The organism is Enterobacter sp. FUJ80071 (assembly GCF_038739915.1).
In the GTDB taxonomy this organism is placed as follows: Bacteria; Pseudomonadota; Gammaproteobacteria; order Enterobacterales; family Enterobacteriaceae; genus Enterobacter; species Enterobacter kobei.
Window position 1 is genome coordinate 2,784,830 of sequence record NZ_JBBXKH010000001.1, and the last position, 12,831, is coordinate 2,797,660.

Annotated in this window: 13 protein-coding genes; 7 read left to right on the top strand and 6 right to left on the bottom strand. The window is 55.2% G+C overall.

From position 1 onward, the window contains the following. Positions 1 to 17 precede the first annotated feature (17 nt). Positions 18 to 1,751, top strand: coding sequence for a potassium/proton antiporter (locus AAER43_RS13575; protein ID WP_014884255.1), 1,734 nt, complete (start codon positions 18 to 20; stop codon positions 1,749 to 1,751). Between the two features lie 48 nt (positions 1,752 to 1,799). Here the strand turns inward: AAER43_RS13575 and dadX are convergent, their stop codons facing one another. Then, on the bottom strand, positions 1,800 to 2,870 hold the full coding sequence (gene dadX / locus AAER43_RS13580) for a catabolic alanine racemase DadX (RefSeq protein ID WP_014884256.1): 1,071 nt from the start codon (positions 2,868 to 2,870) through the stop codon (positions 1,800 to 1,802). Positions 2,871 to 2,879: 9 nt separating this feature from the next. Beyond that, positions 2,880 to 4,178: a D-amino acid dehydrogenase gene (locus AAER43_RS13585; RefSeq protein ID WP_050861734.1), complete on the bottom strand. Its 1,299-nt coding sequence runs from the start codon at positions 4,176 to 4,178 to the stop codon at positions 2,880 to 2,882. A gap of 321 nt (positions 4,179 to 4,499) precedes the next feature. Between AAER43_RS13585 and AAER43_RS13590 the strand changes: the two genes are divergently transcribed. Continuing rightward, positions 4,500 to 6,032 carry a SpoVR family protein gene (locus AAER43_RS13590; protein WP_014884258.1) on the top strand — a complete coding sequence of 511 codons (1,533 nt, stop codon included), beginning with the start codon at positions 4,500 to 4,502 and terminating at the stop codon, positions 6,030 to 6,032. 69 nt (positions 6,033 to 6,101) lie between these two features. On the opposite strand, the gene fadR is transcribed toward AAER43_RS13590, so the two are convergent. Continuing rightward, a complete protein-coding gene (gene fadR / locus AAER43_RS13595; RefSeq protein WP_014884259.1) occupies positions 6,102 to 6,821 on the bottom strand; it encodes a fatty acid metabolism transcriptional regulator FadR in 720 nt (239 codons plus the stop codon). 200 nt (positions 6,822 to 7,021) lie between these two features. Here fadR and nhaB point away from each other — a divergent pair, with 200 nt between their 5' ends. Both nhaB and dsbB read left to right on the top strand, forming a co-directional pair. Beyond that, positions 7,022 to 8,560 (top strand): Na(+)/H(+) antiporter NhaB, encoded by a 1,539-nt coding sequence (gene nhaB / locus AAER43_RS13600; protein WP_023330627.1) that lies wholly within the window; start codon positions 7,022 to 7,024, stop codon positions 8,558 to 8,560. 143 nt (positions 8,561 to 8,703) lie between these two features. Next, positions 8,704 to 9,234, top strand: coding sequence for a disulfide bond formation protein DsbB (dsbB, locus tag AAER43_RS13605; protein WP_014884261.1), 531 nt, complete (start codon positions 8,704 to 8,706; stop codon positions 9,232 to 9,234). A 99-nt stretch (positions 9,235 to 9,333) separates the two neighbouring features. Here the strand turns inward: dsbB and AAER43_RS13610 are convergent, their stop codons facing one another. The 3 genes from AAER43_RS13610 to AAER43_RS13620 all read right to left on the bottom strand — a co-directional run bounded on the left by AAER43_RS13610 (position 9,334) and on the right by AAER43_RS13620 (position 10,849). Next, positions 9,334 to 9,774, bottom strand: coding sequence for a YcgN family cysteine cluster protein (locus tag AAER43_RS13610; RefSeq protein WP_014884262.1), 441 nt, complete (start codon positions 9,772 to 9,774; stop codon positions 9,334 to 9,336). A 93-nt stretch (positions 9,775 to 9,867) separates the two neighbouring features. Continuing rightward, a complete protein-coding gene (locus AAER43_RS13615; RefSeq protein WP_045134178.1) occupies positions 9,868 to 10,527 on the bottom strand; it encodes a fumarylacetoacetate hydrolase family protein in 660 nt (219 codons plus the stop codon). A gap of 46 nt (positions 10,528 to 10,573) precedes the next feature. After that, positions 10,574 to 10,849 (bottom strand): YcgL domain-containing protein, encoded by a 276-nt coding sequence (locus AAER43_RS13620; RefSeq protein WP_014884264.1) that lies wholly within the window; start codon positions 10,847 to 10,849, stop codon positions 10,574 to 10,576. A gap of 123 nt (positions 10,850 to 10,972) precedes the next feature. Between AAER43_RS13620 and minC the strand changes: the two genes are divergently transcribed. Genes minC through minE form a run of 3 tightly spaced genes read left to right on the top strand, consistent with a single transcriptional unit; the run spans position 10,973 to position 12,789 of the window. Then, a complete protein-coding gene (gene minC, locus AAER43_RS13625) occupies positions 10,973 to 11,680 on the top strand; it encodes a septum site-determining protein MinC (RefSeq protein ID WP_023330629.1) in 708 nt (235 codons plus the stop codon). Positions 11,681 to 11,703: 23 nt separating this feature from the next. Further along, positions 11,704 to 12,516 carry a septum site-determining protein MinD gene (gene minD, locus AAER43_RS13630; RefSeq protein WP_014884266.1) on the top strand — a complete coding sequence of 271 codons (813 nt, stop codon included), beginning with the start codon at positions 11,704 to 11,706 and terminating at the stop codon, positions 12,514 to 12,516. Between the two features lie 3 nt (positions 12,517 to 12,519). Next, complete coding sequence (gene minE, locus AAER43_RS13635; protein ID WP_008500504.1) at positions 12,520 to 12,789, top strand: cell division topological specificity factor MinE; 270 nt, start codon at positions 12,520 to 12,522, stop codon at positions 12,787 to 12,789. Positions 12,790 to 12,831: the final 42 nt, after the last annotated feature.

Below are 12,831 nucleotides of genomic sequence, written 5' to 3' on the forward strand. Positions count from 1 at the left end.
GTGGGAGTAAGAGAACATTGGATGCCGCAGCGATAATCAGCCTTTTCATTTTGGGTTCTGTCCTTGTAACCAGCAGTATTTTATTAAGTTCATTTTCATCGCGTCTCGGCATACCTATTCTTGTTATTTTCCTTGCTATCGGCATGCTGGCTGGCATTGATGGCATCGGCGGTATCCCATTCGATAACTACCCTTTTGCCTACATGGTGAGTAACCTCGCCCTGGCGGTGATCCTGCTTGACGGCGGCATGCGTACGCAGGCGAGCTCCTTCCGCGTGGCCCTGGGGCCTGCGCTTTCACTTGCCACGGTCGGCGTGTTAATTACCTCTGGCCTCACCGGGATGATGGCTGCGTGGCTTTTCCATCTGAATATCATGGAGGGTTTGCTGATTGGCGCGATTGTCGGCTCAACCGACGCGGCAGCCGTGTTTTCCCTGCTCGGTGGAAAAGGGCTTAACGAACGTGTCGGCTCAACGCTTGAGATTGAATCCGGCAGTAACGACCCGATGGCGGTGTTCCTGACCATCACGCTGATCGAGATGATTCAGCAGCACGAGACCGGGCTGAGCTGGATGTTCGCGTGGCATATCCTGCAGCAGTTCGGCCTGGGGATACTGATAGGTCTGGCGGGGGGATACCTGTTACAGCAGATGATTAACCGCATCTCGCTCCCCTCGGGGCTGTATCCACTGCTGGCGCTGAGCGGCGGGATCCTGATTTTTGCCGTCACCACCGCTCTGGACGGCAGCGGTATTCTCGCGGTCTACCTCTGCGGATTCCTGATGGGTAACCGCCCTATCCGCAACCGTCACGCTATTTTGCAAAACTTCGACGGTCTTGCCTGGCTGGCACAAATCGGCATGTTCCTGGTGCTGGGCCTGCTGGTCACGCCCTCGGATCTGCTGCCGATTGCCATTCCGGCGCTGCTGCTGTCTGCGTGGATGATCTTCTTCGCCCGTCCGCTGTCGGTGTTTGCCGGTCTGCTGCCGTTTCGCGGCTTCAACCTGCGCGAGCGTGTCTTTATCAGCTGGGTGGGCCTGCGTGGCGCGGTGCCGATCATCCTTGCCGTCTTCCCGATGATGGCCGGGCTGGATAACGCACGACTGTTCTTTAACGTGGCGTTCTTCGTGGTGCTGATTTCACTGCTGTTCCAGGGGACGTCGCTCGGATGGGCGGCGAAAAAAGCCAAAGTGGTGGTCCCGCCCGTGGGCTGGCCGGTGTCCCGCGTGGGGCTCGATATTCATCCGGAGAACCCGTGGGAACAGTTCGTCTATCAACTGAGCGCCGACAAGTGGTGCGTAGGGGCATCGCTACGCGATTTGCACATGCCGGCCGAAACACGGATTGCCGCGCTGTTTCGCGATAATGTCCTGCAACACCCTACCGGCAGCACCCGGCTTCGCGAAGGGGATATTTTGTGCGTGATTGGCCGCGAGCGCGATCTGCCCGCGCTGGGCAAGTTGTTCAGCCAGTCGCCTCCGGTGGCGCTGGACCAGCGTTTCTTCGGCGATTTTATTCTGGAAGCCAGCGCCAAATTTGCGGATGTGGCGCTGATTTACGGTCTGGATGAAGGTGCTGAAGACGGTGATAACCAGCAAACGCTGGGCGAAATCATCCAGCAACGACTTGGCGCTGCGCCGGTCGTCGGCGATCAGGTGGAATTTGCCGGGATGATCTGGACCGTTGCCGAAAAAGAAGATAACGCGGTGCGGAAAGTCGGTTTGCGGCCGATGGAAGAGGACGCAGAGTAGCGGGTTTATGCCGGGTGGCGGCTGCGCCTTACCCGGCATAAGAACACGTTACACCGTCACAACTGGCACTCTCGGCGCCAGGGCGCACATCAATTCATACCCCACCGTTCCCGCCGCCGCGGCCACGTCATCAATTTTGACTTCATTGCCCCACAGCTCAACCGGTGAACCGATGCCCGCCTGCGGACACGGCGTGAGGTCAACCGCCAGCATATCCATTGACACGGTCCCCACCGTGCCCGTACGGACGCCGTCCACCCAGACAGGCGTACCGGTTGGCGCAATGCGCGGATAGCCGTCGGCATACCCGCCTGCCACAATACCAATTCGCTGTTCGCCCTGCGCCCGGTAGCGGCTGCCATAGCCCACCGTGTCGCCCGCCTTCAGCGTCTGCACGCCGATAATCTCACTGCGCAGGGACATCACCGGCTTCAGGCCGCTGTTGGCGATATCCTGCCATTGACCGGACGGGGATGCACCATACAGAACGATCCCCGGACGCACCCAGTTATAATGCGCTTCGGGATGCCAAAGCGTCGCCGCAGAGTTCGACAGCGAGCGCGGACAGTCCAGCCCTTCTGCCGCCTGCTCAATGCGGACCATGGCATCGGCAATGCCGTCCGGTTTTTCCGCATCGGCAAAGTGCGCCATCAGCGTCATTTCGCCCACATTTTTCAGGGCGCGCAGCTGTTGCCAGACCGTATGCACCCGCTCAGGCTGAAAGCCCAGACGGTTCATGCCGCTGTTTACCTTGAGATAGATATCCAGCGGCGCGTGGAGTTTTGCATCCTGAATCGCTTTAATCTGCCAGTTGCTGTGAACGCTGGTGGTCAGACGATACTTATCCAGCAAGGGCAGATCCTCGGGGTGGAAGAACCCTTCCAGCAGCAAAATCGGCCCTTTCCAGCCGCGTTCGCGCAGCAGGATAGCCTCTTCCAGATTGAGCAACGCAAAACCGTCGGTGGCGCTGAGCGCGCTCCAGATACGGTCAATACCGTGGCCGTAGGCATTCGCTTTGACTACCGACCAGACGCGCGAACCAGGTGCTGCCCGGCGAACAATTTGCAGGTTTTCCTTCAGGGCCTGCAGATCCAGCTGAGCCAGAACAGGACGGGACATGACAACTCCTTAGTTATGCGCGCCGTGCAGATGCTGTGGACGCGATGGCGTGAACTCTGATTGATAGCGCGCCGCACTTAAATCGTCAAATGGAATGGCTGGCGTGCGCCCGGAAATCAGGTCGCTCAGCAGCTGGCCGGATCCGCAGGCCATCGTCCAGCCCAGCGTGCCGTGTCCGGTATTGGTCCACAGATTTTTAAACGGCGTACGGCCAACAATCGGCGTACCGTCCGGGGTCATCGGACGCAGACCGGTCCAGAATGTCGCCTGCTCAACAAAGCCCCCGCGCGGGAACAGGTCCCCCACCACCATCTCCAGCGTTTCACGACGCGGCTGCAGGAGGTCGGTGTTGAAGCCGACAATTTCCGCCATGCCGCCCACGCGGATGCGGTTATCGAAGCGGGTAATGGCGATTTTGTAGGTTTCATCCAGGATGGTTGATACCGGGGCGCCGCTCTCTTCTTTCACCGGAATGGTCAGCGAGTAGCCCTTCAGCGGATAAACAGGAATATCGAGAATGCCTTTCAGCATGGCGGTGGAATACGAGCCAAACGCCATCACGTAGGCATCCGCTTTGATCACCTCGTCGCCACACTTCACGCCGTAAATTTTTTCCCCTTCCGACAGCAGCTTGTCGACAGCGGTGTTAAAGCGGAATTTCACCCCCGCCTGCTCGCACATGTGCGCCAGACGCTGGGTAAAGAGCTGACAGTCGCCGGTTTCGTCATTAGGAAGACGCAGGCCGCCCGTCAGTTTATGCGCCACTTCCGCCAGGGCAGGCTCCACCTGCCCCAGCTGGCTGGCCTCCAGCAGCTGGTAAGGTACGCCGGCATCTTCCAGCACGGCGATATCGCGGGTGGCGTTTTCATACTGTTGCGCGGTGCGGAACAGCTGCAGCGTGCCGCCCTGACGGCCTTCGTACTCAATGCCGGTCGACGCGCGCAGGGTCTTAAGACAGTCACGGCTGTATTCCGCCAGGCGCACCATGCGCCCTTTGTTTTCCATGTAGTGGCGGGTATCGCAGTTGCGCAGCATCTGCCACATCCACTTCAGCTGGAACGGCGTGCCGTCAAGGCTGATGGCCAGCGGCGCATGGCGCTGGAACATCCATTTGATCGCCTTCAGCGGTACGCCAGGGGCTGCCCACGGCGCCGCATACCCCGGAGAGATTTGCCCGGCATTCGCCGCACTGGTTTCAAGCGCCGGGCCGGATTCACGATCGATAACGGTAACCTCATGTCCTGCCTGACTTAAATACCAGGCGCTGGTTACGCCAACGACACCACTTCCCAGTATGACAACACGCATAGCCACTCCATAATGTGCAAAAGAACAATCTTCTAATTACAGATTGATAACCTAGTTGAAAATATTATTCAACATACGACTTTTTTATGGTGACTTGCCTCACACATCCCCCAGTATCAGGGGATGGTGCTAATTTGGGATCTCATGCTGAGCTTTATTTTTAACCAGCATAAAATGCTGAAGGAGTCGCTTATTTTGCCGTATCAAAAACGGGAAATCGCAAAGAAAAAATTTCTTGTCGGGCACGCTTTTTAACACGTTGATCTATGCTTGAAAGGAGGCTCTCCAGACAGAGAGAGCACCCACAACGAGGGCGCGCTAATGGCTACTATTGATTCCCTGAACAAGGACAACACACGTCTGAGCGATGGACCCGACTGGACCTTCGAGCTGCTGGATGTCTACCTCGCCGAAATCGACCGGGTGGCAAAACTGTATCGCCTGGATACTTATCCCCATCAAATTGAGGTGATTACCTCTGAACAGATGATGGACGCTTACTCCAGCGTCGGGATGCCGATCAACTATCCGCACTGGTCGTTTGGTAAAAAATTCATTGAAACGGAGCGCCTGTATAAACACGGTCAGCAGGGGCTGGCGTATGAGATTGTGATTAACTCCAATCCGTGTATTGCGTATTTAATGGAAGAGAACACCATTACCATGCAGGCGCTGGTGATGGCCCACGCCTGTTACGGCCATAACTCGTTTTTCAAAAATAACTATCTCTTCCGCAGCTGGACGGATGCCAGCTCCATCGTTGATTACCTGATCTTCGCGCGTAAATACATCACCGACTGCGAAGAGCGTTATGGCGTGGATGAGGTGGAGAAACTGCTCGACTCCTGCCACGCCCTGATGAACTACGGCGTGGACCGCTACAAACGGCCGCAGAAAATCTCCCTGCAGGAGGAGAAAGCCCGACAGAAAAGCCGCGAAGAGTATCTGCAAAGCCAGGTGAACATGCTGTGGCGCACCCTGCCGAAGCGTGAGGAAGAGAAAGCCGTCGCCGAGACGCGTCGTTATCCCTCCGAGCCACAGGAAAACCTGCTCTACTTTATGGAGAAAAACGCCCCGCTGCTGGAGCCGTGGCAGCGTGAGATCCTGCGCATCGTGCGCAAGGTCAGCCAGTATTTCTATCCGCAGAAACAGACGCAGGTGATGAACGAAGGCTGGGCGACATTCTGGCACTACACCATCCTCAACCATCTGTATGACGAGGGGAAAGTGACCGAGCGGTTCATGATGGAGTTTCTCCACAGCCATACCAACGTCGTGTTTCAGCCGCCTTATAACAGCCCGTGGTACAGCGGGATTAACCCGTATGCGCTTGGCTTTGCGATGTTCCAGGATATTAAGCGTATCTGTCAGTCGCCAACGGAAGAAGACAAGTACTGGTTCCCGGATATCGCCGGTTCAGACTGGCTTGAAACGCTGCATTTTGCGATGCGCGATTTTAAGGACGAGAGCTTTATCAGCCAGTTTATGTCGCCGAAGATCATGCGTGATTTCCGCTTCTTCACCGTGCTGGACGATGATCGTAACAACTACCTGGAGATTTCTGCGATTCATAACGAAGAGGGGTACCGCGAGATCCGCTCACGGCTCTCTTCTCAGTACAACCTGAGCAATCTTGAGCCCAATATTCAGGTCTGGAACGTCGATTTACGCGGTGACCGTTCTCTGACGCTGCGTTATATCCCGCACAACCGCGCGCCGCTGGATAAAGGACGTAAAGAGGTGCTGAAGCATGTTCACCGCCTGTGGGGCTTTGACGTGCAGCTGGAACAGCAGAATGAGGACGGCAGCGTAGAACTGCTGGAACGTTGCCCGGCGCGGTTGAATACGTTGTAATGTTTTTTGCCGGGTGGCGGCTACGCCTTACCGGGCGAAAAAAAACCTCTCACTTGAGAGGTTTTTCTTTCAGCGACTCTGAATCGCTAAATCGCCCGGCAGCGTTTTTTGCATGCGATGCCAGATTTCACCGGAATCATGACCGTAGCGACGCACGGTTTCATAAACCTGATCGTGCAGCCCTTCAGTGCAGAGCTTGCTGAGCTTATGGTAGAAACCCAGTGCCAGACTGCGCGCTTCGGGATTGGCAAAGTAGTGACGACCAATGCGGGTATAGAGCCCTTTCATCCCGTTGAGGATAAGACCGTAAATCGGGTTGCCGGAGGCAAACGCCAGACCGCGGAAGACGTTGTAATCGAGGGTGGCAAAGGCATCGGCATGATCTTCGACCTCGTTTGCGCTGGCCAGCACTGCAAGCGCATCTTCCGGGTGCTGACGGAAAGCGGTACGAATAAAGATCGTCGCGATGTTGGTACGCACGGAGAGCAGATTATCAATGAGCTGCGGTACGCTTTCGTGGTCGAGGCGCGCCAGCGTTTCAAGAATGTTCAGCCCCGAGGTTTCCCAGAAGTTGTTTACTTTTGTTGGCTTGCCGTGCTGGATCGTCAACCATCCATCACGCGCCAGTCGCTGAAGCACTTCACGCAGCGTGGTGCGAGTGACGCCAATCAGTTCAGAGAGTTCGCGTTCAGCCGGAAGAATGGACCCTGCAGGGAAGCGATTATTCCAGATGCTTTCAATGATGTACTCTTCCGCGAAACCCGCCGGGCTCTGCGCCTTAATGACCATAGTGAGATTTCCATTACACAGCTTTAGCAAATTGCACTCATCATACCAGAGGCATGCAGCGGCAGGTAGCGCGGTAAAGAGAGAAAAGAGGGATCGCCGTTTCATTTTTATGAAATTTACAATGCTCGCTTATCCGCCGCCGGGCCGCAATTTTGCGTATACTGATGTTTTGTTTTACGTGACGGGGAAGGACGTCTGTTGTGGAAATTTCTTTTGGGCGCGCGCTGTGGCGCAATTTTTTAGGTCAGTCTCCTGACTGGTACAAACTGATACTGCTGGTTTTCCTGGTCGTTAACCCCCTTATTTTTAGCGTGAACCCGTTTATCGCCGGATGGCTGCTGGTGGCGGAGTTTATCTTCACCCTGGCAATGGCGCTGAAATGTTACCCTCTGCTGCCTGGCGGTCTGCTGGCTTTTGAAGCAGTGGTCATCGGGATGACGTCTGCTGAGCATGTCAAAGCAGAGCTGGCGTCAAATCTGGAAGTGCTCCTGCTGCTGATATTTATGGTGGCCGGGATCTACTTTATGAAACAGCTGCTGCTGTTTATCTTCACTCGCCTGTTGCTCAGCATTCCGTCTAAAACGGTATTGTCGCTGGCGTTTTGCCTTGCTGCTGCCTTTCTTTCGGCCTTCCTGGATGCCTTGACCGTTGTTGCGGTGGTGATCAGCGTCGCCGTCGGGTTTTACGGGATTTATCACCGCGTGGCCTCGTCCCGCCCGGGCGAAGACTTGCAGGATGACAGCCACGTTGAGGCGCATAACCGTGAGGTGCTGGAGCAGTTCCGCGCGTTTCTGCGCAGTCTGATGATGCATGCTGGCGTAGGGACTGCGTTGGGCGGCGTGATGACCATGGTGGGTGAGCCGCAAAACCTGATCATCGCCAAAGCGGCTGAATGGCATTTTGGCGAGTTTTTCCTGCGCATGGCCCCCGTGAGCGTGCCTGTCCTTATCTGCGGGTTAGCAACCTGCATTCTGGTCGAAAAGTTCAGGGTATTCGGCTACGGCGCGCAACTGCCTGAGCCGGTCCGCAGTGAGCTGCATAAATTTGACGAGCAGAGCCGCAAACAGCGCACGCGGCAAGAGACGCTGCGTCTGATTGCGCAGGGTATCATTGGCGTCTGGCTTATCGTCGCGCTGGCGTTGCATCTTGCAGAGGTGGGGTTGATTGGCCTCTCCGTTATTATTCTTGCGACCACCTTTAGCGGCGTAACGGATGAGCATGCTATTGGCAAAGCGTTTACGGAAGCCTTGCCATTTACCGCGCTGCTGGCGGTCTTCTTTGCGGTTGTGGCGGTGATTATCGACCAGCATCTGTTTGCCCCCATAATTACCTTTGTGCTGCAGGCTGCACCAGACGCGCAGCTTACGCTCTTCTATCTGTTCAACGGCCTCCTGTCGTCCATCTCCGATAACGTCTTTGTCGGGACGGTCTACATCAACGAAGCCAAATCCGCGATGGAAGAAGGCATTATTAACGCAGGACAGTTTGAGCTGCTGGCCGTGGCCATCAATACCGGCACTAACCTGCCGTCGGTAGCGACGCCAAATGGACAAGCCGCCTTCCTGTTCCTGCTGACCTCTGCCCTTGCGCCACTCATACGTCTTTCTTATGGAAGAATGGTCTGGATGGCGCTGCCCTATACGCTGGTACTCACAATTGTGGGATTGCTTTGCGTCAAAATTACCCTCATTCCCTGTACGCAATGGCTGATACAAGCGGGTATACTTGCGGCGCACTAAATGAGGCCTCTCGGGCAGTTCGCTGCCCGTTTGCCTTTTCGCACGATAAACATCCGATTACGTTTTATTTCGTCAGGTACAGGTGGCGCGAAAAACGAATTCGTTTACACTGCGCTTTCTAAGCATGTTCCAGGGAAATGATTATGTTGAGATTTTTAAACCAGTGCTCTCGCGGTCGCGGAGCGTGGTTGTTGATGGCCCTGACCGCCTTTGCGCTGGAAATGGTCGCGCTGTGGTTCCAGCACGTGATGGGGCTGAAACCCTGCGTGCTCTGTATCTACGAGCGCTGCGCCCTGTTTGGCATTATGGGTGCGGGCCTGGTAGGCGCCATCGCCCCGAAATCGCCGTTGCGCTACGCGGGTATTGCAATCTGGCTGTACAGCGCCTGGAAGGGAATTGAACTCTCCTGGCAGCACACCATGATGCAGCTGCATCCGTCACCGTTTATGACCTGTGATTTTGCCGCCCGCTTCCCGAGCTGGCTGCCGCTGGATAAATGGCTGCCGCAGGTGTTTGTCGCATCCGGTGACTGCTCTGTCCGTCAGTGGGAATTCCTGACGCTGGAGATGCCACAGTGGCTGGTGGGGATTTTTGTCGCCTACTTCATCGTGGCGTTGCTGGTGCTGATTGCCCAGCCGTTCAAGCCGAAGAAACGTGATTTGTTCGGAAGGTAAAAGCAAAACGGCAACGTCAGTTTTGTAGGTCGGGTAAGCGCAGCGCCACCCGACACAACAGCGCATAATAAAAAACCCGCCGAGGCGGGTTTTTTATTATCACCGATTAGGGTGATTCATAATATGGTCTTCCCAGTCCCGCACCTCGGACTCTTTCACGGCGATGTGGCGCACCGAAATGCGCTCGCCGTGCATCGCCGCTTTCGAACCGGTCAGCAACGGATGCCAGTCTGGTAACCCTTTCCCTTCCGCCAGCAGGCGATACGCGCAGGTATGGGGCAGCCATTCAAAGGTGGGCAGATTATCACGGGTTAACTTGATGCAGTCCGGCTCAAATTCGAACCGACGTTCATAGTTGCGGCACTGGCAGGTTTTGATGTTCAACTGCTTGCAGGCCACGTTGGTGAAGTAGATTTCGTCCGTATCTTCATCCATCAGCTTATGCAGGCAGCACTGCCCGCAGCCGTCGCACAATGATTCCCATTCCGCGTCAGTCATGTCGTCAAGAGTTTTGCTTTGCCAGAAAGGGATGTCGTTCATCAGGATGTCCACACGTCAAAAGAAAGCGCACCTTATAACGAGTCTGGCACGTTGTTGCAAGTTTTGCCGCCCTCTTCAGGCGGCAAGATGTGGTTACAGCACGCGGGTTTTCAGCGACAGGCCGTTAAAACCGACCTCCAGTTCATCGCCGCTCAAGAGCGGACCAACACCTTCTGGGGTTCCGGTCAGGATCACATCGCCCGGTTTCAGGGTGAAGAAGCGGCTCATGTAGGCGATCAGCGGCACAATCTTATGGATCATGTCTGCCGTGCTGCCCTGCTGGCGGATGTCACCGTTCACCTTCAGGCTGAGCGGCGTGTCCTGTGGATCGGTGGTAAATTCACTGACCGGAATGAATCCCGAAATCGGACACGCGTTGTCAAAGCCTTTGGCTTTTTCCCACGGCTGCCCGGCCTTCTTCATTTTTCCCTGCACATCACGCAGCGTCAGATCCAGCGCGACGCCGTAGCCAGCAATCGCTTTCTGAACATGCTCTTCGGAGGCCTGGCGCAGCGTGGCGCCGATCAGCACCGCGAGCTCAACTTCGTGATGCACTGACCCCAGCCCCTGCGGCAACGCCAGCGGCTGGCGGATATCGCAAAGCGCCGTCTCTGGCTTAATAAACAGAACCGGCTCTTCTGGTGTTGCGCTGCCCATCTCCTGAATATGCTTTGCGTAGTTACTGCCCACGCAGACCACTTTGCTGACGGGATAATCCAGTAACGCACCTTGCCAGTTATGATGTTGATACATGCTCGACCCCTAATCGGTTGATGTGATGCGCCCGAAACAGCTGAGACTATTTTTTCCCGTTCGCCTCAAGGTGCTGTTTTAATAAATTCTCAGGCGGTGGTGGAAGCTGTAAATAATAGCCTTGCTCGGCTAATGCCGTTTTCACTTTATCCAGATCGGCATTGACCAGTTTCTTACGACCATCCAGCGGCAGCAGCATCGCCAGCTGTGGTCGGCCAAAGCTCTTCATTAATTCTTCAGGCACGCGTGAAAAATCGTCTTTCTTTTCGACATAAAGATAGGTCTGGTCACGGCTTGTACTTCTGTAGATCACACAAAACATGTTTTTACTCTGAATTAATGGGTGGTTGCTTGCCTCAATATACTCCTGACTATAACATGCCTGATACTCTTCGGAATATCGCAGCGAATGGTTGCGGTTAATAGCAAATTGAGTAAGGCCAGGATGTCAAACACGCCCATCGAGCTTAAAGGCAGTAGCTTCACCTTATCAGTGGTACATTTGCATGATGCAAAACCCGAGGTTATTCGTCAGGCGTTAGAAGACAAAATCGCGCAGGCTCCCGCTTTTCTGAAACACGCCCCTGTTGTTATCAACGTGAGTGGTCTTGAGGCTCCGGTTAACTGGAAACTTCTCCAGCAGGCCGTCTCCTCTACTGGCCTGCGAATTGTCGGCATCAGTGGCTGTAAAGATAGCGAGCTGAAAGCGGAAATCGACCGTGCCGGGCTGCCCCTTCTTAATGAAGGTAAAGAAAAAGCCCCGCGTGCAGCACCTGCTGCCGTGCAGGCGCCCCCTCCTGTGGTGCAAAACGTTACTCCTGTCACAAAAACGCGAATGATTGACGTACCGGTTCGTTCCGGTCAGCGCATTTATGCACCAAACTGTGATCTGATTGTTACAAGCCACGTCAGTGCTGGCGCAGAGCTTATTGCAGATGGCAATATTCACGTTTACGGTATGATGCGTGGACGTGCGCTCGCAGGCGCAAGTGGCGATCGGGACGCGCAAATATTTTGTACTCACCTGACGGCGGAACTGGTGTCCATCGCAGGTGAATATTGGCTGAGCGACAAGATCCCAGCCGAATTTTATGGCAAAGCGGCTCGTCTGCGACTGGCAGACGACGCGTTGACCGTTCAACCGTTGAATTGATCCCTTTTTAACAAGGAATTTCTATGGCACGCATTATTGTTGTTACTTCGGGTAAAGGAGGCGTTGGCAAGACCACCTCCAGCGCGGCCATCGCTACTGGTTTGGCCCAGAAGGGAAAGAAAACCGTCGTTATCGACTTCGATATCGGCCTGCGTAACCTCGACCTGATTATGGGATGTGAGCGTCGCGTCGTGTATGACTTCGTCAACGTCATTCAGGGCGATGCCACGCTGAACCAGGCGCTGATTAAAGACAAGCGCACCGAGAACCTCTACATCCTCCCGGCCTCTCAGACGCGTGACAAAGACGCCCTGACCCGTGAAGGTGTCGAAAAGGTACTCGAGGAGCTGAGAAAAATGGAGTTCGACTTCGTTGTCTGTGACTCCCCTGCCGGCATCGAAACTGGTGCCCTGATGGCACTCTACTTTGCTGATGAAGCGATCATCACCACCAACCCTGAAGTCTCATCCGTGCGTGACTCCGACCGTATTCTCGGCATCCTCGCCTCCAAATCCCGTCGTGCGGAAAATGGCGAAGAGCCGATCAAAGAGCACCTGCTGCTGACCCGTTATAACCCGGGTCGCGTCAACAAAGGTGACATGCTGAGCATGGAAGACGTACTGGAGATCCTGCGCATTAAACTGGTGGGCGTCATCCCGGAAGACCAGTCCGTGCTGCGCGCCTCTAACCAGGGCGAGCCCGTGATCCTTGATACGACGGCAGATGCAGGTAAAGCGTATGCTGATACTGTTGACCGTCTGCTGGGAGAAGAACGTCCTTTCCGCTTCATTGAAGAAGAGAAGAAAGGTTTCCTCAAACGCCTGTTCGGAGGATAAGTTATGGCATTACTGGACTTTTTTCTCTCGCGGAAAAAGAACACCGCCAACATCGCAAAAGAACGTCTGCAAATCATCGTTGCGGAGCGTCGTCGTAGCGACGCCGAGCCTCATTACCTGCCGCAGCTGCGTAAGGACATCCTGGAAGTGATCTGTAAGTACGTACAGATTGACCCGGAGATGGTCACGGTGCAACTGGAGCAAAAAGACGGGGATATTTCGATTCTGGAGCTGAACGTGACGCTTCCGGAAGCGGAAGAGTCGCGCCCGTAGGGTTCTGATTTTGTAGCCCCGGTAAGCGCAGCGCCACCGGGG